This window comes from Methylobacterium guangdongense, from assembly GCF_038442355.1.
Taxonomy (GTDB): Bacteria; Pseudomonadota; Alphaproteobacteria; order Rhizobiales; family Beijerinckiaceae; genus Methylobacterium; species Methylobacterium guangdongense.
The window spans coordinates 1-19,770 of the sequence record NZ_JBBXMX010000004.1; the positions used below are offsets into that span (position 1 = coordinate 1).

At 69.8% G+C, this 19,770-nt stretch carries 18 protein-coding genes and 1 pseudogene; 11 read left to right on the plus strand and 8 right to left on the minus strand.

What is annotated here, in order from left to right; translation table 11 throughout:
* Positions 1–193, plus strand: a pseudogene (locus AAHG09_RS09765) (polysaccharide biosynthesis/export family protein); the annotation flags it as partial.
* A gap of 149 nt (positions 194–342) precedes the next feature.
* A complete protein-coding gene (locus tag AAHG09_RS09770; protein WP_342106838.1) occupies positions 343–1,479 on the plus strand; it encodes a branched-chain amino acid ABC transporter substrate-binding protein in 1,137 nt (378 codons plus the stop codon).
* A 93-nt stretch (positions 1,480–1,572) separates the two neighbouring features.
* On the opposite strand, the gene AAHG09_RS09775 is transcribed toward AAHG09_RS09770, so the two are convergent.
* On the minus strand, positions 1,573–2,139 hold the full coding sequence (locus tag AAHG09_RS09775) for a tyrosine phosphatase family protein (protein WP_342106839.1): 567 nt from the start codon (positions 2,137–2,139) through the stop codon (positions 1,573–1,575).
* Between the two features lie 142 nt (positions 2,140–2,281).
* Between AAHG09_RS09775 and AAHG09_RS09780 the strand changes: the two genes are divergently transcribed.
* Positions 2,282–3,412, plus strand: coding sequence for a TRAP transporter substrate-binding protein (locus AAHG09_RS09780; RefSeq protein ID WP_342107389.1), 1,131 nt, complete (start codon positions 2,282–2,284; stop codon positions 3,410–3,412).
* A gap of 227 nt (positions 3,413–3,639) precedes the next feature.
* Here AAHG09_RS09780 and AAHG09_RS09785 read toward each other — a convergent pair whose 3' ends face one another.
* Positions 3,640–4,971, minus strand: a complete 1,332-nt coding sequence (locus AAHG09_RS09785) for an NAD(P)/FAD-dependent oxidoreductase (protein ID WP_342106841.1) — start codon at positions 4,969–4,971, stop codon at positions 3,640–3,642.
* Between the two features lie 132 nt (positions 4,972–5,103).
* Complete coding sequence (gene maiA, locus AAHG09_RS09790; RefSeq protein ID WP_342106842.1) at positions 5,104–5,751, minus strand: maleylacetoacetate isomerase; 648 nt, start codon at positions 5,749–5,751, stop codon at positions 5,104–5,106.
* A 133-nt stretch (positions 5,752–5,884) separates the two neighbouring features.
* Between maiA and moaB the strand changes: the two genes are divergently transcribed.
* Positions 5,885–6,442 carry a molybdenum cofactor biosynthesis protein B gene (moaB, locus tag AAHG09_RS09795; protein ID WP_342106843.1) on the plus strand — a complete coding sequence of 186 codons (558 nt, stop codon included), beginning with the start codon at positions 5,885–5,887 and terminating at the stop codon, positions 6,440–6,442.
* A 216-nt stretch (positions 6,443–6,658) separates the two neighbouring features.
* Here the strand turns inward: moaB and AAHG09_RS09800 are convergent, their stop codons facing one another.
* The gene (locus AAHG09_RS09800) at positions 6,659–8,107 is read right to left on the minus strand and encodes an amino acid permease (protein WP_342106844.1); all 1,449 of its coding nucleotides are present in this window, start codon (positions 8,105–8,107) and stop codon (positions 6,659–6,661) included.
* Positions 8,108–8,244: 137 nt separating this feature from the next.
* Positions 8,245–8,775, minus strand: a complete 531-nt coding sequence (locus AAHG09_RS09805) for a hypothetical protein (protein WP_342106845.1) — start codon at positions 8,773–8,775, stop codon at positions 8,245–8,247.
* Between the two features lie 149 nt (positions 8,776–8,924).
* Between AAHG09_RS09805 and AAHG09_RS09810 the strand changes: the two genes are divergently transcribed.
* The gene (locus AAHG09_RS09810; protein ID WP_342106846.1) at positions 8,925–10,052 is read left to right on the plus strand and encodes a PA0069 family radical SAM protein; all 1,128 of its coding nucleotides are present in this window, start codon (positions 8,925–8,927) and stop codon (positions 10,050–10,052) included.
* Between the two features lie 21 nt (positions 10,053–10,073).
* Here the strand turns inward: AAHG09_RS09810 and AAHG09_RS09815 are convergent, their stop codons facing one another.
* From AAHG09_RS09815 to AAHG09_RS09825, 3 genes are all read right to left on the minus strand, one after another.
* On the minus strand, positions 10,074–10,733 hold the full coding sequence (locus tag AAHG09_RS09815) for a ribonuclease HII (RefSeq protein ID WP_342106848.1): 660 nt from the start codon (positions 10,731–10,733) through the stop codon (positions 10,074–10,076).
* Positions 10,734–10,870: 137 nt separating this feature from the next.
* Positions 10,871–11,917 carry a glycosyltransferase family 4 protein gene (locus AAHG09_RS09820; RefSeq protein ID WP_342106850.1) on the minus strand — a complete coding sequence of 349 codons (1,047 nt, stop codon included), beginning with the start codon at positions 11,915–11,917 and terminating at the stop codon, positions 10,871–10,873.
* A gap of 11 nt (positions 11,918–11,928) precedes the next feature.
* The gene (locus tag AAHG09_RS09825) at positions 11,929–12,726 is read right to left on the minus strand and encodes a UDP-2,3-diacylglucosamine diphosphatase (RefSeq protein ID WP_412760023.1); all 798 of its coding nucleotides are present in this window, start codon (positions 12,724–12,726) and stop codon (positions 11,929–11,931) included.
* A 527-nt stretch (positions 12,727–13,253) separates the two neighbouring features.
* Between AAHG09_RS09825 and AAHG09_RS09830 the strand changes: the two genes are divergently transcribed.
* From AAHG09_RS09830 to sucD, 6 genes are all read left to right on the plus strand, one after another.
* Positions 13,254–14,462: an aminotransferase class V-fold PLP-dependent enzyme gene (locus AAHG09_RS09830; RefSeq protein ID WP_342106853.1), complete on the plus strand. Its 1,209-nt coding sequence runs from the start codon at positions 13,254–13,256 to the stop codon at positions 14,460–14,462.
* Positions 14,463–14,564: 102 nt separating this feature from the next.
* Entirely contained in the window at positions 14,565–15,509 is a 945-nt protein-coding gene (locus AAHG09_RS09835; RefSeq protein ID WP_342106854.1) for a D-2-hydroxyacid dehydrogenase, read from the plus strand.
* Positions 15,510–15,719: 210 nt separating this feature from the next.
* The gene (locus AAHG09_RS09840) at positions 15,720–16,583 is read left to right on the plus strand and encodes an NADP-dependent methylenetetrahydromethanopterin/methylenetetrahydrofolate dehydrogenase (protein ID WP_342106855.1); all 864 of its coding nucleotides are present in this window, start codon (positions 15,720–15,722) and stop codon (positions 16,581–16,583) included.
* Between the two features lie 10 nt (positions 16,584–16,593).
* Positions 16,594–17,235 carry a methenyltetrahydrofolate cyclohydrolase gene (fchA, locus tag AAHG09_RS09845; RefSeq protein WP_342106856.1) on the plus strand — a complete coding sequence of 214 codons (642 nt, stop codon included), beginning with the start codon at positions 16,594–16,596 and terminating at the stop codon, positions 17,233–17,235.
* A gap of 311 nt (positions 17,236–17,546) precedes the next feature.
* Complete coding sequence (locus AAHG09_RS09850; RefSeq protein ID WP_342106857.1) at positions 17,547–18,725, plus strand: malate--CoA ligase subunit beta; 1,179 nt, start codon at positions 17,547–17,549, stop codon at positions 18,723–18,725.
* Between the two features lie 14 nt (positions 18,726–18,739).
* Positions 18,740–19,630 carry a succinate--CoA ligase subunit alpha gene (gene sucD, locus AAHG09_RS09855; protein WP_342106858.1) on the plus strand — a complete coding sequence of 297 codons (891 nt, stop codon included), beginning with the start codon at positions 18,740–18,742 and terminating at the stop codon, positions 19,628–19,630.
* Positions 19,631–19,770: the final 140 nt, after the last annotated feature.

Sequence of the window (19,770 nt, forward strand, 5' to 3'; positions counted from 1 at the left end):
GCCGGTGGTGTACCGGATCGACATGCGCGACCCGAACAGCCTGTTCGTGTCTCAGGCGTTCCGGATGCGCAACCGCGACCTCGTCTACGTGTCGAACGCGCCGTTCACCGAGGTCTCGAAGGTGCTGACCGCCTTCAGCGGCGTCACCGGGCCGGTCTCGTCTGTCGCCACGGCCTACTACTACGCAAAGTAAGGCGGGACGACGCTCGAAAGGACGCGGAAAAAAATCGCGTTTCCCCGCGTCCTCGCGTATGGGCAAAGGGTGCGGTGCGAGAATGCGGCGCGGATGCCGCATGCCTTCCGCCTGTGGTGGCCGCGCGCAAGGATGCCTAGAAGAGCCCGATGAAGATCGGACGCGTCGTCCCCGCCAGCGGGCCGTTCCGGCCCGCGCTGATATCCCTAAGCCTGTGTGTCGCGCTCCTCCCGGCGGTGCCGGCGAAGGCCGACGTGGTGATCGGCGTCGCGGTCCCGCGCTCGGGGCCCTATGTGGCGGTCGGCGAGCAGGTGCTGCGCGGGGCCGAGGCCGCGGCGCGCGACGCCAACGCCATGGGGGGGCTCGACGGCCAGCCCGTGACCCTCGACGTGCAGGACGATGCCTGCGACTCGAATACCGCGACGGCGGTAGCCAACCATTTCGTGCGCGGGAACGTGCGCCTCGTCGTCGGGCACGTCTGCTCGAATGCCTCGATCGCCGCCTCCGACATCTACGCCCAGAACGGCGTGGTGATGATCACCGCCGCCTCCGTGGCGGCCCGGCTCACCGACCGCGGGCTGCCGACCATCTTCCGGGTCTGCGGGCGCGACGACGATCAGGCGCGCCTGTCGGCCGCCGTGCTGGCCGAGCGGTTCCGCGACCGGAAGATCGCGCTGATCCAGGATCAGACCCCGGCCTCCCGGGCGCTCGCGGCGGCCACCAAGGACAATCTCAACCGGATCGGCGTCAACGAGACCCTGTCGCTCTCGTTCTCGCCGAGCGACGCCGACGATGCCGCCCTGGCCGACCGCCTCAAGGGTGCGGGGATCGACGTGGTCTATTACGGCGGCGACGCCGCCGAGATGGGGCGCCTCGTGAAGATCGCCGCCGACCGGGGTTTTCGCCCGCAATGGTTCGGCACCTCGGCCATCGCCACGCCGGACTTCGCCAAGATCGCAGGGCCCGCGAGCAACGGCGTGCTCATGACTTTCTACCTCGATCCGAGCCGCCAGCCCGCCGCCGCCAACGTGGTGAAGGCCTTCAAGGCCGAGGGCGTCGATCCCACCGGCTCGACGATCTACGGCTACGCGGCCATGCAGGCCCTGGTGGCCGCCGGCAACTTCGCGCATTCGGTCGAGCCGAAGCCGATCGCGCAGGCGCTGCACACGGAGCGGTTCGACCTCGTGCTCGGCACGGTCGGGTTCGACGCCAAGGGCGACGTCACCGCGCAGGGCTACGTGCTCTACGTCTGGAAGGACGGGAGCTTCACGCCGGCGGGGAAGTGAGGCGTTTCCCGCCACCGGGCCGATCCGCCGCGCCCTGATCCAACGAAGGATTTCAGCGCCACCGCGTCCGGCCCGCCGCGCGAATCTGTCCACTCAGGCCTCCGCCGCGTCGACCTCCGCCCCGCGCCCCAGCCCGCGCAGCAACTCGGCGAGGTGCGGCCGCACCCCCAACTGCAGAGTATGAAGCTGCCGCACCGCCTCGCTGAGCCGTCCCGCGCGGCCGAGCTGCGCGTCCGCAAAGCCGATCATCCGCGCGTTGGGCCAGGCCGGCTCGCGCAGGGCGTGGAGCCGCGCCACCAGGGTTTCGGCCGGCGCCTCCGGCTCGGCCTGCGCGAACAGCATCAGCAGCGCCGCGGTGGAGCGCGACAGGCCGTAATGGCAATGCACCAGCAGATGCGCCGCCCCGTCGAGCTGCCGCCCGAAGGCGAGGATCGCCGCGACGTCCTCCGGCTCGGGCGGTACGAGGCCGTCGCCGGGCCCCAGACAGTCGTGAAAGCGCAAGGTCGTTCGCGTATGGGCGCCGTAGGCCGCGAAGGCCTCCGGATCCGGCGTGCCGGGATCGAGCAGGGACAGGACATGGCTGACGCCGCGGGTCCCGTGCCCGGCCAGCTCCTCCAGGCCGCAGACGGTGTGCAGGGTGACGGCGGGGGTGGGTTCCATGCCCGGCGCCTAGCACGGGCCGGCCTCCGATTCGAGCCGCGACGGAACTGCCGCCGCCGCCCGCGGCTTTCGAGAACCGGTGCGGACATGCTAGCTGCGGCCGGCGAATCCGCGCCGGACGGACATCACACGCTCGGACGAGATACCGTTGGACGACACGCTCATCGCGCATCCCTCGAAGGCCGGAACGCGGCGCACCCTCCTGGCCGCTGGCCTCGGCGCGGCCGTCGCCGGGCCGCTCGCCGCTCCGGCACGCGCCGAGGGCGCCCCCGAACTGCGCTGGCGCCTGTCCTCGGCCTACGCCAAGACCCTGGACATCCTGTTCGGCGCCTCCGAGTCGCTCAGCCGGATCGCCGCCGAGGCGACGGACGGCCGGTTTCAGATCAAGGTCCAGGGTCCCGGGGAGCCGGTGCCCGCGGAGGGGCTCCTGGACGCCGTGGCGGCCGGCACGGTCGAGATGGGCCATGGCCCGGCGACCCTGGGCATGGCCAAGGACCCGACCTTCGCGCTCGCCACCGCCGTGCCGTTCGGGCTCAACGCCCGGGGGGGCGCCGCATGGTGGCTGGCCGGGGGCGCGGCGGAGCTTTTTGCCGAGGTCTTCGCGAAGGCCGGCCTCGTCTGCCTGCCCGGTGGGAATACGGGCGCGCAGATGGGCGGCTGGTTCCGGCGCGAGATCAAGAGCGTCGCCGATCTCCAGGGGCTCAAGTTCCGGATCGACGGCATGGGTGGGCAGGTGCTCACCAAGTTCGGCGTCCAGCCGCAGACGATCCCCGGTTCTGAGATCTACGCGGCCCTGGAAGCGAAGAAGATCGACGCCGCCGAGTGGATCGGCCCCTACGACGACGAGCGCCTCGGGCTGCAGAAGGTCGCGCCGGTCTACCATTATCCCGGCTTCTGGGAGGGCGGCGCGATGCTGCACTTCTGGTTCAACGCCGAGGCGTGGAAGGGGCTGCCGAAATCCTATCAGGCGATCCTGCGGGCCGCCGCCGCTCAGGTCGGCGCCGAGGTGCAGGCCAAGTACGACGCGCGCAACCCCCAGGCCCTGCGCCGGCTGGTCGCTGGCGGCGCGCTGCTGCGGCCCTTCCCGCAGGACGTGATGGAGGCCGCCCTCAAGAACGCCAACGACGTCTACGGCGAGATCGCCGCCAAGAACGCCGATTTCCGCCGGGTCTACGAGGCGATGCGCACCTTCCGGAACGAGGAATACCTCTGGTTCCAGGTCGCGGAATACACCTACGACAACTTCATGATCCGGGCACGGGCGCGGGGGTAGGGCCGTTCCCCGTCCTTGCTTGAAATCTGCACCCGGTTTCCCAGTCCGCTGGAATCCCAGCCCGCGCCCTCATCCTGAGGTGCCGGAGCGCAGCGGAGGCCTCGAAGGAGCCCTCCGGCCAGCTTAGCGATCCCTGGAGCCCTCCTTCGAGGCCCGCCGCTGCGGGCACCTCAGGATGAGGGGAGGGGGTAGGACCACGGGTTTCCCGCGCGTCGTAAGAGCCGACCCTAATGCAGCTTCACCCGGGGCTCGGTGCGGCGGGTGAGGGCGCGCGCCAGGGTGTCGAGGGCCGTCTTGATGGTGCCGTGCAGCGCCTGCTCGTGCATCTTGTAGAGCGAGCGGTACATCACCCGGGCGAACAGCCCGGCGATCAGCATGTTCTTGCCGCGCACGAAGCCCATCAGGCTGCCGACCGTCGAATACTCGCCGAGCGAGACCAGCGAGCCGAAATCCTTGTACTTGAAGGGCTTGAGCGGCTTGCCGTCAATCCTGGCCTTGATCTGGCCGATCAGGTGGCTCGCCTGCTGATGCGCCGCCTGGGCGCGCGGCGGCACCGGCGTGTCGGAGCCCGCCTCGACCAGATAGGCGCAATCGCCGATCGCGAAGATGTCGAGGTCCCGGGTCGTCTGCAGGGTCGGGGTGACCACGAGCTGGTTGGTGCGCGTCGTCTCCAGCCCGCCGATGCCCTGGAGGAAGGGCGGCGCCTTCACGCCCGCCGCCCAGACCACCAGCTCCGACGGGATGAAGGTGCCGTCGGCGAGCTGCACGCCGTCCGCCCGCACCTCGGTCACCCGCGCCTTCACGCGGACATCGACGCCGATCTTGTTGAGGAGCTGCATCACCTCGACCGAGAGGCGCTGCGGCACCGCCGGCAGGATCCGTTCGGCCGCCTCCACCAGGGTGATGCGGATGTCCTTGCCGGGATCGATCTTGTCAAGACCGGTGGAGACCACGTGGCGCAGGGTCCGATGCAACTCGGCGGCGAGCTCGGTGCCGGTGGCGCCCGCGCCGATCACCGTCACGTGGAGCTGCCCGGGGCGGACCGGGCCGGCCTGGGTGTGGGCCCGCAGGGAGGCGTTCACGAGGCGCTGGTGGAAGCGCACCGCCTGATCCTGGGTGTCCAGCGCGATGGCGTGCTCGGCGACTCCCGGCGTGCCGAAATCGTTGGTGGTGGAGCCCACGGCCATCACCAACGTGTCGTAGGGGACCGCGCGCTCCGGCGTGATCTCGCGGCCTTCGGCGTCGTGGCTCGCCGCGAGCTGGATCGTGCGCGCCTCCCGGTCCAGGCCGGTCATCCGCCCGATTCGGTAGCGGAAGCCGTGGATGTGGGCGTGGTGCAGGTAATCGACCGCGTGGTGGCCGACATCGAGGCTGCCGGCCGCCACCTCGTGCAGCAGCGGCTTCCAGATATGCGTGCGGGCGCGGTCCACCAGCGTGATATGGGCGCGCTTGCCGCGGCCCAGCTTTTCGCCGAGCTTCGTCACCAGCTGAAGCCCGGCGGCCCCGCCGCCCACCACGACGACCCGATGCAGACCTGACTCGTTCTCGACGGATGCCATCGACACTCTTTCCGCTCCCGCACCGGGATTAAACCGCCGGCCTGCTTACACGGACCGGGTGTCCGATTGCCACATCCGCCGATCGTGAGCACGCGTGACGAAGCCACGCGCAGCCGGAGCGTGCGTTCCGGGTCACGCCTTCGGGGCGCCGGGTTGCCGCAGGGGATGCGCCTCGGCCACCGCCGGCAGGGCGAGGCACTCCGCGGCGATCCGCCCGACCGTCGGATAGGCCGCCGTGTCCACGCCGAAGATGCCGGTGCCGACCCAGAGGCTGACGAGGCAGAGATCGGCGTGGCTCACCGCGTCGCCCTGGCAGAATCGGCCGGTCCCGGGCTCGTTGGCGAGCCGCGTTTCCAGCGTCCGCAGGCCGGACTCGAAGGCGTTGCGCAGGAAGTCGAGCATCCGCTCCCGGGGCAGGTCGTAGTGCTCCATCAGGAAATTGCGCACCCGCGGCACGTAGAGGGGGTGCGTGTCGCAGGCCACCACCTGCGCCAGGGAGCGCGCCCGGGCCCGCGCCCGGGGCTCCTCCGGCAGGAGGCGCACGCCGCCCTTCGTCTCCTCCAGGTAGTCGAGGATCGCGAGCGACTGGGTGAGCGGCGGCCCGTCGCCGTCGAACAGGGCCGGCACCGCGCCCTGCGGGTTGATCGCCCGGAAGTCCGGCTTGTGCTGATCGCCCGCGTCGAGGTCGATGAACGTCTCCTCGTAGGCGATGCCCTTCAGCTTCAGGGCGATTCGCACCCGGAAGGCGGCGGCCGAGCGCCAGTTGCCGTACATGTGCATGTGGAGATCTCCCGAGGCTCCGGTGAGCACAGCCGAGTTTGCGGCGCGCCGCAAGGGGGGCGCTGCGGCTGCCTGGGGGCGACAACCCGAAGCGGCGGGCCCATATCGGGCGCCTGTCCCGGAGACCCGATCCATGGCCGACCAGCCCGCCCCCCGCGCCTTCATCCCCCTGTCGATCGCGGTGCTGACCGTGTCGGACACCCGCCGCCCGGAGGACGACCGCTCCGGCGACACGCTGGTCCAGCGTCTCACGGAGGCGGGCCACCGGCTCGCGGCGCGGGCCATCGTGCCCGACGAGGTCCCGGCGATCCGCGGTCAGGTCGAGGCGTGGCTGCGCGATCCGGGCGTCGACGTGGTGCTGACCACGGGCGGCACGGGCTTCACCGGGCGCGACGTGACCCCGGAGGCGCTGGAGCCCCTGTTCGAGAAGCGGATGGACGGCTTTTCCGCCGTGTTCCACCGCATCTCCTACGACAAGATCGGGACCTCGACCCTGCAGTCGCGCGCCACCGCGGGGGTCGCGCGGGCAACCTACGTGTTCGTGCTGCCGGGCTCCCCCGGCGCCTGCCGGGACGCCTGGGACGGGATCCTGGCGCAGCAGCTCGACTACCGGCACCGGCCCTGCAACTTCGTGGAGATCATGCCGCGTCTCGACGAGCATCTGCGGCGGGGGGCGAGCATATCCGTGTGAGGCGCGAGGCGTTCCCTTACCCGCAGAGCTACGGGCTCCACAGGTTTGCGGGCTCGCCCGCCAGCCTGGAAGAGCGCGGGCCCCCTCTCCCGCCCGGGAGAGGGGGCTCGTAGCGCTCTGGCATAAGCCGCCTGCGTCAAATCGGTGTCGCCGGTAGCCCGTAGAGGGGAGGTGGATCCGCCGCGCCAGCCGACCTGGATCCCATCCCGAACGGCGCTACGCCGTGGTCCCCTCCTTGCGGCGCAGGACCGAGTGCTTCCGTCCGTAGAAAAAGTACACGACCAGCCCGATCGCCATCCAGATCACCAGCCGCAGCCACGTGTCGAGCGGCAGGCCGGCCATCAGGAGCAGGCAGAACAGGATGCCGAGGATCGGCACCATCGGCACGGCGGGGGCCCGGAACGGGCGCTTCATGGTCCGGTTCGTCCGGCGCAGGTAGATCACCGCGCCGCAGACCAGGATGAAGGCCGCGAGCGTCCCGATGCTCACCATCTCGCCCAGGATGTTGATCGGCACCAGGGCCGCCACCAGCGCCACCGCGGCCCCGATCAGCGCCTGGCTGCGGTAGGGCGTCTGGTAGGTCGGATGCACGTGGGAGAACATCTTCGGCAGCAGGCCGTCCTGCGCCATGGTGAAGAAGATCCGGCTCTGGCCGTAGAGCAGCACGAGGATCACGGTGGTCAGCCCGGTCAGCGCGCCGAGCTTGATCAGCAGGGCGAACCAGCCAATGCCGATCACGTCGACGCCCTTGGCGATCGGATCGGGTACGTTGAGCTCCTTGTAGGGGACGAGCCCGGTGAGCACCGCGGCCACCAGCACGTACAGGATCGTGCAGACCGCCAGCGATCCCAGGATGCCGATCGGCATGTCCTTCTGGGGCTTGCGCGCCTCCTGGGCGGCGGTCGAGACGGCATCGAAGCCGATGAAGGCGAAGAACACGACGCCGGCGCCGCGCAGGATGCCGCTGTAGCCGAAATGCCCGAACGTGCCGTCATTCTCGGGGATCAGCGGGTGCCAGTTCGCCGAATCGACATGGCCCCAGCCCAGCGCGATGAAGGCCACCACCACGGTGAGCTTCACCGCCACCATGATGTTGTTGAAGCGCGCCGATTCCTGCGTGCCGCGCATCAGCAGGAGCGTGATCAGCGCCACGATCAGCACGGCGGGGAGGTTGAGCAGGGCGGTGCCGCCGCCGTCGATCGGCGTGCCGGGTGCGTGCGCGAACTGGGCCGGGATCACGATCCCCACATCCTTCAGGATGCTGGTGACGTAGCCCGACCAGCCCACCGCCACGGTGGCGGCCCCCATGGCGTATTCGAGGATCAGGTCCCAGCCGATCAGCCACGCGAAGAACTCGCCCAGCGTCGCGTAGGTGTAGGTATAGCTCGACCCCGCCACCGGGATCAGCGCCGCCATTTCGGAGTAGCACAGGCCGACGAACGCGCAGGCGATGCCGCCGAGCACGAAGGACAGCATGATCCCCGGCCCGGCATACTGGGCCGCGGCCGTACCGGTCAGGACGAAGATCCCGGCCCCGATGATCGCGCCGATGCCCATCGCGGTGATCGACAGGGCGCCGAGCGTTTTCGAGAGCTGCTGCTCGCCTTCGCCGCTCCTGATGATGTCGTCGACCGATTTCCGCCCCATCAGGCCTGACGCATCCATCGCAACATCCTTTCCAGGGTGGAGCGGGCGTACGCGTCCCCCCGCGGATGGAACGGCCGCAAATCCTTTGCCACGCTAAGGGTGTTGTAGAGGCGAATTGAGCGACAACAACGAGCCGTATCGCAATAATCTTTGGATCAGGCCCGGTCGATACGGGCGATCAAGGGGCGAACCTTGAGGCGCGCCGCGAAGGCCGGCCCGCATCGCAGCGCCTCGCGGCGGACCACGTCGCCCGCCCTGGCCCGAGGGGCGCCGGTCAGGATCTCGATCCGTCCGATCAGCCGGGCCCGCCAGCCGGCCGCCGGGCGGCGCAGGCGGCCGAGGCCGGTCTCCGGCCGGGCGGTGCCGACGAAGCGGTCGAGGGTGCGGATCCAGCCTTCGGCCGGGACGTCCCCGGCCTCCAGGCAGAGGATCCAGTCGCGGCGTGCCAGGGCGGCGCCCGCCGCGTAGGGGCCGGCGCCCCCGTGGACGACGAGGGCCGCCCCGGTCGCCTCGGCGACGGCCGCCACCGCCTCGCTCGCGCGGCCCGACACGATCACGGCGTCGCCGATCAGCCCCCCGGCGACGCCGGAGACGAGCACGCCGAGGGTATCGGCGAGGCGATCAATCGCGTCCGGATGGGCCGGATCGGCCAGATAGGTCACCGCAGAAAGCATCAGCGCGCGCATAGACGATTTTGCGCCGCCGTAAACCATTCCGGCGTCTCCGCAACATGAGGACGCGTCCGTGAGACGCTGACACGCGGGGTTTGCCTGAAAAACAGGCGCCTTCCAGCGCGATGTTCTCTATATGTTTCACGTTAAACAGGGGACACATCATGGCGGGCGACCAGACGGGTTCGCGCGACGGATCGCGACCGGGGACCGCGCGGCGGCTCGAAGCCAGCGCGCCGCACGAGGCCGGCCGCCGGGGGCGTGGGGCGATCTCCAACCCGACCGGCCGTTTCGAGGCGGCCCGGCGCGAGGCGTTCCACGATCCCGACTGGGTCGCCGACGATCCGGCGCCTCTGCGCACGCAGGTGACGGCGGAGCGGTCGTCGCGGATCATCGCCCGCAACACGTCGCCCGACATTCCGTTCGACCGCTCGATCAACCCCTATCGCGGCTGCGAGCACGGTTGCATCTACTGCTACGCGCGGCCGACCCATGCCTGGCTTGGCCTGTCGCCGGGGCTCGACTTCGAGTCCCGGATCTTCGCCAAGCCGGACGCGGCCCGGCTCCTCGTGCGGGAACTCGCGGCGCCGGGCTACAGCCCGGACACGATCGCGCTGGGCACGGCGACCGATCCCTATCAGCCGGCCGAGCGCACGCATCGCCTCACCCGGGCGGTGCTGGAGGTGCTGCGCGACGCGCGACACCCCGTCGGCATCACCACGAAGTCCGACCTCGTGCTGCGAGACCTCGATATCCTGGCCGACATGGCCGCCGATGACCTCGTCCTCGTGGCGATCTCGCTGCCGACCCTGGATGCGGCCCTCGCCCGGCGGCTCGATCCCCGCGCGCCCCGGCCGGAGAAGCGCCTCGCCGCGATGACGCGCCTGAGCGCGGCGGGGGTGCCCGTGATGGTCAACGTCTCGCCGATCATCCCGGGGCTGACCGATCACGAGATCGAGGCGATCCTCGCTTGCGCCCGGGAGCATGGCGCGAGCCGCATCGGTCACGCCCTGCTGCGGTTGCCCGGAGAGGTCGCCGACCTGATGGCCGACTGGTTCGCCGAGCACTATCCGGAGCGGAAGGACCGTGCCTTCGCGCTGCTGCGGCAGGCCCGGGGCGGACGCGAGAACGATCCCCGGTTCGGCCACCGCTTCCGCGGCGAGGGCGCCTACGCGGCGATGATCGGCCAGCGCGTCCGGATCGCCGGGACTCGGCTCGGCTACGGCTTCGGCCGGATGGCGCTGAACCGCGAGGCGTTCCGGAAGCCGGGTGCGCAGCTGGCGCTATTCTGAGGGAGCGCCCTGATCAAGATCTCAGGGCTCCGCCCTGAGAACCCGCCCAAGGGCTCGCCCTTGGGGAACCCCATCGAACCCGCGGGTGAAGCTCAGCCGATGGTGCGGGCTGCGGCCGAGGCTGATCAGGCCGGCCCGGTGGAGGGCGGTGCCGTAGCCGACGTTGCGCTCCCAGCCGTAGCCGGGGTGGCGCAGGGCGAGGCGCCGCATCAGCGTATCGCGGAACACCTTGGCGACGATCGAGGCCGCGGCGATCTGCGGAACCAGACGGTCGCCGCCGACCACCGCGCGGCCGGGCAGGCCGGGCAGCGCATCGCGCCCGTCGACGAGGACGGGCGCCGCGATCCCCAGCCGGGCGACCGCGCGCGCCATCGCGTCGAGGGTGGCGGCGCGGATGTTGATCCGGTCGATCAGCGCCCGGGAACCGGCGGAAACCGCCACGCGGGCCTCGGCGCGGATCAGAGGGGCGAGCCGGTCCCGCTCGGGCTCGAGGAGCCGCTTGCTGTCGTCGAGGGCCGCGAGCAGGTCGGGCCGGATCGCCGCCGGATCGAACCAGACCGCCGCCACCACGACCGGGCCGCACAAGGCCCCGCGCCCGACCTCGTCGCAGCCGATCGCCGGGGGATAAGCGGCGGCGCGGGACGGATCGAACGGGCGCGCCATCGCCCGAGCGGCTGACATGGCCCTCTCCCGTGGGATCGCGAGTGTCATGGTTTCAAAAGGTCTGCGACCTTTTGCGGGTGCAGGGCAGGGCCCTGCAACACCGTCAGGGCTTTGCCCCGACGACCCACCCAAGGGCAAGCCCATTGGAAACCCGATCAGGCGGCGTCCCGGACAAGGCGCTCGCCGCCATGCGCCTCGATGATGTTGCCGAAGAATTGGCCCGCACTCACGTCCCAGCCCCGGCGCAGGGCCTCGGCTCGGCACTCGGCTCGGGACAGGTCGAGGGCGGCGAGGGCTGCGGCGCGCAGATCCTGGTCGAGGATTCCCACGCGGGTGCCCCCGATCACGTCGTTCGGGCCGGGCACCGGAAAGGCCGCCACCGGGAGGCCGCAGGCCAGCGCCTCCAGCAGCACGATCCCGAACGTGTCGGTCAGGCTCGGGAACACGAACACGTCGCAGGCCGCGTAGGTCGCCGCCAGCGCCGCCCCCGTCCGCGTTCCGAGGAACCGGGCGTCGGGCGCCAGCCCCTGCAGCCGCCCCCGGTCCGGCCCGTCGCCGACCACCACCTTGGTGCCCGGCAGGTCGAGCTTCAGGAAAGCCGCGATGTTCTTCTCCACCGCCAGCCGGCCGACATAGAGGAACAGCGGCCGCGGCAGATCCGCGAGCTCCGCGGGCGGCGGCGTGCCGGGGGCGGCGGGGCGGAACCGCTCGGTATCGACCCCGCGGGTCCAACGCATCAGATGGGTGAAGCCGCGGGCCTCCAGCTCGCCCTGGAGCGAGGCGGTGCTCACCATCGTGCCGCGGGCGGCCCCGTGGAACCGGCGCAGATAGGCGTAGGACCACGCCTCCGGCACCGGCAGGCGGGCCGCGAGATATTCGGGGAAGCGCGTGTGGTAGCTCGTGGTGAAGGGCAGGCCGTGGGACAGGCAGTGCCGCCGCGCCGCGAACCCCACCGGACCCTCGGTGGCGATGTGGACATGGCTCGGCCGTTCCGCCTGCCAGCGCGCCGCCACCCGTGACCGGGCGACATAGGCGAGGCGGATCTCCGGATAGCCCGGCATGGGCAGCGAGGGGAAATCCGCCGCCGTCAGCAGCGTCGTCTCGAACCCGTGCTCGGGCGCGCGGCGGACCATCTGCTCCAGGGAGCGCACCACGCCGTTGACCTGCGGGTGCCACGCGTCGCTGGCGATCAGGAGCTTCACGGGTGATGCCCTCACGCCACCGCGCGCCGGCCGGGGACCGGTTGCGGCACGGTCTCCGCCGCGCGGGCGCGCAGGATGCTCGGGTAGTGCAGAACCTCGATGCGGCCGTCGTAATGCTCCACCATCCCGGTGCAGGATTCGACCCAGTCGCCGGTGTTGAGGTAGCGCAGATCGCCGATCGGCCGATCGGCCGCGTGGTGGATGTGGCCGCAGATCACGCCGTTGGCGCCCTGCCGGCGGGCCTCCTCGGCCAGGATCGTCTCGAACCGGCCGATGAAGCTGACGGCGTTCTTCACCCGCAGCTTCGCCCAGGCCGAGAGCGACCAATAGGAGAGACCGACCCGCCGCCGAACCTTGTTGAGAACCGTGTTGAGGGTCAGCGCCAGCGTGTAGGCCCCGTCGCCGAGATGGGCGAGCCAGGGCGAGTGCCGCACCACCATGTCGAATTGGTCCCCGTGGATCACGAGGTAGCGCTTCCCGTCGGCGGCCTCGTGGATCGCGGTCTCGGCCACTTCGATGCCGCCGAAATTCATGCCGACATAGTCGCGCAGGAACTCGTCGTGGTTGCCCGGCAGGTAGACGATCCGGGCGCCCTTGCGGACCTTGCGCAGGAGCTTCTGCACGACGTCGTTGTGCTCCTGCGGCCAGTACCATCCGGACCGGAGCTGCCAGCCGTCCACGATGTCGCCCACGAGGTAGATCGTGTCGGCGTCGTAGTCCCGCAGGAACGACAGCAGCAGCCCGGCTTGGCAGCCGCGCGTCCCGAGATGCAGATCCGACAGGAACAGCGTCCGGACCCGGACCGGCATCTCCTCAACCTCGGCCACGGCTTCCTCTCCCGGCGGCGAACGGTGCCGGGATCCAGAGCGCGATCCCATCTCAGTTTGATGACGCGATCAGGCACCATCTGCCGCAGGTTGCGTGCGCTGCGGCGAAGCCTCTCAACCGAAGATCGGCTTCGTTGCGCCGCACAAAAAATTTTTTTGCCAAGTTCCGGAAGTTTTTCCGGTTTTCCTTTCGAGCCTCGGCGCCTCATAATACCAGGAACTGGCGGCCTATGAGGGTTCGGCCGGGCGTAGACAGGAAGGCGGCGAGGACGGCCCGAGGGCCGTTGGACGGGACGGCCATTCGGAGGCGACCGGCGCGCGGGGGCGCGTCGCGACGCGAGCGGCGTGAGGCCGCCTGCCGCTCCGCAGCGCCCCCCACTTCACGGCCCTGGCAGGGGTTCGAAGGCGCGCGGAACGCGCCGCGACCGCCGCCGGACCGACTCCCGAGACATTTGGACAACCGGCGCGGGCGCGAGTTCGCGCGCAACGGATTATTCGGAGGAAACATCATGGCCGCAACCCGGCGCCCCGGTCGCAACCACCTCTTCATCCCCGGCCCCACCAACATCCCGGAGCGCGTCCTGCGCGCCATGCACGTGCCGTCGGAGGATCACCGCTCGCCGAGCTTCCCCGAGCTGGTGAAGCCGCTCCTGCAGGATTCCAAGATGGTGTTCGGCTCGACCGCCGGGACCGTGATCCTGTTCCCGTCCTCGGGCACCGGCATCTGGGAATCGGCCCTGTCCAACACCCTCTGCCGCGGCGACACGGTGCTGACCTCGCGCTACGGCCAGTTCAGCCACCTCTGGATCGACATGGCCCAGCGCCTCGGGCTCGACGTGGTCGTCCAGGACGAGGAGTGGGGCACCGGCGCCGATCCGCAGAAGATCGAAGAGGCGCTCCGGGCCGACAAGGATCATAAGATCAAGGCCGTGATGGTCGTCCACAACGAGACCGCCACGGGCGTCACCAGCGACATCGGCGCGGTGCGCAAGGCGATCGACGCCGCCGGCCACCCGGCGCTGCTGTTCGTGGACGGCATCTCGTCGATCGGCTCGCTGCCGTTCTACATGGACGACTGGAAGGTCGATTGCGCCATCGCGGGCTCGCAGAAGGGCTTCATGCTGCCGGCCGGCCTCGGCCTGATCTGCATCAGCCAGAAGGCGCTCAAGATCGCCGAGGGCGGCACTGGCCGCAACGACCGGCTGGGCCACGCCTACTTCGCCTGGAAGGATCAGCTGGCCGCCAACGCCACCGGCTACTTCCCCTACACCCCCGTCCTGCCGCTGCTCTACGGCCTGCGCGAGGCCCTGGCGATCGTGAAGGAGGAGGGGCTGGAGAACGTCTACCACCGCCATCACGTGCTCGCCGAGGCGACCCGTCAGGCCGTAGCGGCCTGGGGCCTCAAGCCCTGCGCCAAGGAGCCGAAGTGGAACTCCGACACGGTCACGGCGATCGTGGTGCCGGAGGGCGCCGACGCCGCCAAGGTGATCACCCACGCCTACGAGCGCTACAACCTCTCGCTGGGCGCCGGCCTGTCGAAAGTCGCCGGCAAGGTGTTCCGCATCGGCCACCTCGGCGACCTGAACGAGCTGTCGCTCCTGGGCGCCATCGCGGGCGCCGAGATGGCCATGATCGATTGCGGCATCAAGGTCACGCCGGGCTCGGGCGTCGCCGCCGCCTCCAGCTACCTGCGCGAGAATCCGCTGCATAAGGCGTGATCGGCGCACGCGTTCGGGGCGGGGCCGGGTTGCCGGGCCCGCCCCGACGCGCAAGAAGACCAAGACTATCGAGGAAACCGCCCGTCGTCCGAGAGGGGTCCTATGACCAAGAAGATCGTGTTCCTGGACCGTGAGTCCCTCGACGCGAAGGTTCGGCCATTCAACTTCCCGCACGAATACGTCGAGCATGACTCGACCTGGACGCCGGAGGAGATCGTCTCCCGCCTTCAGGGGGCGGAGATCGCGCTGATCAACAAGGTCCCGATGCGGGCCGAGACCCTGAAGCAGCTCCCCGACCTGAAGCTGATCGCGGTCGCCGCCACCGGCACCGACGTGGTCGACAAGGCCCAGGCCAAGCAGCAGGGCATCACGGTCGTCAACATCCGCAACTACGCGTTCAACACGGTGCCCGAGCACGTGGTCGGGCTGATGTTCGCCCTGCGCCGGGCGATCGTGCCCTACGCCAACTCGGTCAAGCGCGGCGACTGGGCGAAGTCCAAGCAGTTCTGCTACTTCGATTATCCGATCTACGACATCGCCGGCTCGACGCTCGGCATCGTCGGCTACGGGGCGCTGGGCAAGTCGATCGCCAAGCGCGCCGAGGCGCTCGGCATGACGGTCATCGCCTACGACGTGTTCCCGCAGGAGGGGCTCGTCGATTTCGAGACGATCCTCGCGCAGTCCGACGTGATCACGCTGCACGTGCCGCTGACCCCCGACACCAAGGGGATGATCGGCGCCGCCGAACTCAAGAAGATGAAGAAGAGCGCCATCCTCATCAACACGGCCCGGGGCGGGCTGGTGGACGAGGCGGCTCTGCTCGAAGCGCTCAAGGACGGCACCATCGCGGGCGCCGGCTTCGACGTGGTGGCGCAGGAGCCGCCCAAGGACGGCAACATCCTGTGCGAGGCCGACCTGCCGAACCTGATCGTCACGCCGCACGTCGCCTGGGCCAGCAAGGAGGCGATGCAGATCCTGGCGGACCAGCTCGTCGACAACGTCGAGGCGTTCGTGGCGGGCAAGCCGCAGAACGTGGTCGAAGCCTGAGCTCAAGATCTACGGCGGGCTTTCCCCTCCCCCTTGCGGGGAGGGGTTAGGGGTGGGGGTGGTGCAGGAGGCACCGCTTCGCTCGATTCTGCACCACCCCCACCTCCGGCTCCTCCCCGCAAGGGGGAGGAGAGGGGCTGCGTTTCCGCATCGACACAATCAACATCAGCGCCGGCGCCTCACGGGCGCGACGGAAAGGTCCCAGAAGAAATGACGAAGAAACTGCTGTTCCTGTTCGACACCGATGCCGTTCCGAACGTGTTCGACACGGTCGTCGGCTACGACGGCGGCGCGGACCACATCACCGGCTATGGCGGCGTGAACCCCGACAATGTCGGCGCGCTGGTCGACGGCACGATCTACACCCGTGGCGGCTCCGAGAAGAAGTCGACGGCGATCTTCGTCGGCGGCGGCAGCATGGCGGCCGGCGAGGAGCTGTTCACCGCGGTCAAGAAGCGCTTCTTCGGCCCGTTCCGGGTCTCGGTGATGCTCGATTCCAACGGCTCCAACACCACGGCCGCCGCGGGCGTCGCGCTGGTGGCCAAGGCTGCAGGCTCGCTCCAGGGCAAGAAGGCCGTCGTGCTGGCGGGCACCGGCCCGGTCGGCATGCGCTCGGCGGCTCTGCTCGCCGGCGAGGGCGCCGAGGTCACCATCGCGGGTCGCGCCCTCGACAAGACCCAGGCCGCCGCGGATCAGATCAACCAGCGGTTCAAGGTCAACGTGAAGGCCGCCGCCACCCCGGACGAGGCCTCCCGCGTCGCCCTGGTGAAGGGCACAAACCTCGTGTTCTCCGCCGGCGCCATCGGCGTCGAGCTGCTGCCGGAGGCCGCTTGGGCGCAGGAATCGTCCATCGAGTTCGTGGCCGACTACAACGCCCAGCCCCCGACCGGCATCGGCGGCATCGAGGTGATGGACAAGGGCAAGGAGCGCAACGGCAAGCAGGCCTTCGGCGCCCTGGGCATCGGCGGGCTTAAGCTCAAGCTGCACCGCGCCTGCGTCGGCCAGCTCTTCGAGAGCACCGACAAGGTGCTCGATGCCGAGGAGATCTACGCCCTCGCCAAGTCGATGGCCTGAGGAGGCGCCGGTGACCGAGACGCATCGCCCCGAGACCGACAGCATCGAAACGTTCCTGACGGAGCTCGCGAGTGCCGCCCCGACCCCCGGCGGCGGCGGCGCGGCGGCGATCTCCGGCGCCATGGGCGCGGCCCTGGTATCGATGGTCTGCAACCTCACCATCGGCAAGAAGAAGTACGTCGAGGTCGAGGCCGAGCTGAAGGACGTTCTGGCCAAGTCCGAGGGGTTGCGGGTGGTGCTCACCGGCATGATCGGCGAGGACGTCCAGGCCTTCGACGCCGTGATGGGGGCCTACGGCCTGCCCAAGGCCACCGACGACGAGAAGGCGGCGCGCGCGGACAAGATCCAGGCGGCGCTCAAGACGGCCTGCGACGTGCCGCTCGCCTGCTGCCGGGCCTGCCGCGCGGTGATCGACCTCGCGGCGATCACCGCCGACAAGGGGAACCTCAACGTGGTGTCGGATGCCGGCGTGGCGGTGCTCTCGGCCTATGCCGGGCTGCGCAGCGCGGCGCTCAACGTCTATGTGAACGCCAAGGGGCTCGAGGACCGGGACTTCGCCGACGAGCGGCTGAAGGAACTGGAGGAGCTGCTCGCGGATGCCGGCGCGCTGACCGAGAAGGTCTACGGCGTGGTGAAAGCCAAGGTGAACTGAACGATCGTGTGCGTCTCCCTCTCCCGCAGAGGGGGGAGGGGATGCACGCCGCTGTCGCTGCAGCTTTCTACTGCTCAGCGTCGCCAAACCTCTCTGCCAAAATTCCTGATCGACAGTCGAGGCCGGGTGCATCATGCCCCGGCCTCGTTGTTTTTCTGTATGTTGCGTTGCAAAATCGAATACGATCCGTGTTGCGCTTGCGAAAAAGCCCCCCTGAACCGACGGATCAAAAAATTTGACGGGCGTAATCTTTCGACTCAACTAAACTGAATGGCGTCAACGGCGGCAACGAACCGCGGAGGAGGCGCCGAATGGACGTCCACGAATATCAGGCCAAGGAGCTGCTCGCGAGCTTCGGCGTGGCCGTCCCGAAGGGCGCCATCGCGTTCAGCCCGGATCAGGCGGTCTACGCCGCCACCGAGCTCGGCGGCTCGTTCTGGGCCGTGAAGGCGCAGATCCATGCGGGTGCCCGCGGCAAGGCCGGCGGCATCAAGCTGTGCCGGACCTATAACGAGGTCCGCGACGCCGCCAAGGAGCTTTTGGGCAAGCGCCTCGTCACGCACCAGACCGGCCCCGAGGGCAAGCCGGTGCAGCGGGTCTACGTGGAGACCGCCGACCCGTTCGAGCGCGAACTCTATCTCGGCTACGTGCTGGACCGGAAGGCCGAGCGCGTCCGCGTCATCGCCAGCCAGCGCGGCGGCATGGACATCGAGGAGATCGCCGCCAACGAGCCGGATTCGCTCATCCAGGTCGTGGTCGAGCCGGCGGTGGGCCTGCAGCAGTTCCAAGCCCGGGAGATCGCGTTCCAGCTCGGGCTGAACATCAAGCAGGTCTCGGCCGCGGTGAAGACGATCATGAACGCCTACCGGGCGTTCCGCGACTGCGACGGCACGATGCTGGAGATCAACCCGCTGGTCGTCACCAAGGACGACCGGGTGCTGGCCCTCGATGCCAAGATGTCGTTCGACGACAACGCCCTGTTCCGCCGCCCCGGCATCGCCGACATGCACGATCCCTCGCAGGGCGATCCCCGCGAGGCCCAGGCCGCCGAGCACAACCTCAGCTACATCGGCCTCGAGGGCGAGATCGGCTGCATCGTCAACGGCGCGGGTCTGGCCATGGCCACGATGGACATGATCAAGCACGCGGGCGGCGAGCCGGCGAACTTTCTGGACGTGGGCGGCGGTGCTTCTCCGGAGCGCGTGGCGACGGCCTTCCGGCTGGTCCTGTCGGATCGCAACGTGAAGGCGATCCTCGTCAACATCTTCGCCGGCATCAACCGCTGCGACTGGGTCGCCGAGGGCGTCATCCAGGCGGCTCGCGAGGTGAAGATCGATGTGCCGCTCGTCGTGCGGCTGGCCGGCACCAACGTGGAAGCGGGCAAGAAAATCCTGGCCGAGAGCGGCCTCGACCTGATCACCGCCGACACCCTGTCGGAGGCGGCCCGCAAGGCGGTCGACGCCTGCGCGGCGGCCAAGACCAAGCATTGAGGGGGGACCGCGCCATGAGCATCCTCATCGACGAGACCACCCCGATCATCGTCCAGGGCATCACGGGCGACAAGGGCACCTTCCACGCCAAGGAGATGCTCGACTACGGCACCCACGTCGTCGGCGGCGTCACCCCGGGCAAGGGCGGGCGCACGCATCTCGGCCTGCCGGTGTTCAACACCGTCAAGGAGGCGGTGGCGGCGACCGGGGCCACGACCTCGATCACCTTCGTGGCGCCCCCCTTCGCGGCGGACGCCATCATGGAGGCGGCCGATGCCGGGCTGCGGCTCGTCTGCTCGATCACCGACGGCATCCCGGCCCAGGACATGATGCGGGTGAAGCGCTACCTGATGCGCTACCCGCGGGATCGCCGCACCATGGTGGTCGGACCGAACTGCGCCGGCATCATCTCCCCCGGCAAGGCGATGCTCGGCATCATGCCCGGGCACATCTACCTCCCGGGCAATGTCGGGGTGATCTCCCGCTCGGGGACGCTGGGCTACGAGGCCGCCGCGCAGCTCAAGGAACTGGGCCTGGGAATCTCGACCTCGGTGGGCATCGGCGGCGATCCGATCAACGGCTCGTCGTTCCTCGATCACCTCGCCCTGTTCGAGACCGACCCGGATACCGACGCGGTGCTGATGATCGGCGAGATCGGCGGCCCGCAGGAGGCCGAGGCCTCGGCCTGGATCCGCGAGAACATGTCGAAGCCGGTCATCGGCTTCGTGGCCGGGCTGACGGCGCCGAAGGGCCGCCGGATGGGCCATGCCGGCGCGATCATCTCGGCGGCCGGCGACAGCGCGGCCGAGAAGGCGGAGATCATGCGCTCGTATGGTCTGACGGTGGCGCCAGATCCGGGGAGCTTCGGGCAGACCGTGGCCGACGTGCTCGCCCGGGCGGCGTAACAGCGCCTCAACCCTCCCCCCTCTGCGGGGGAGGGTGCCCCGCGGATGCGGGGCGGGAGAGGGGCAGCGCGACGGTGCGGGCTTCGGCTCCCGTCGCGGCCTTTCCGGACATGGCGCTCCCCTCTCCCGACCCCTGCTGA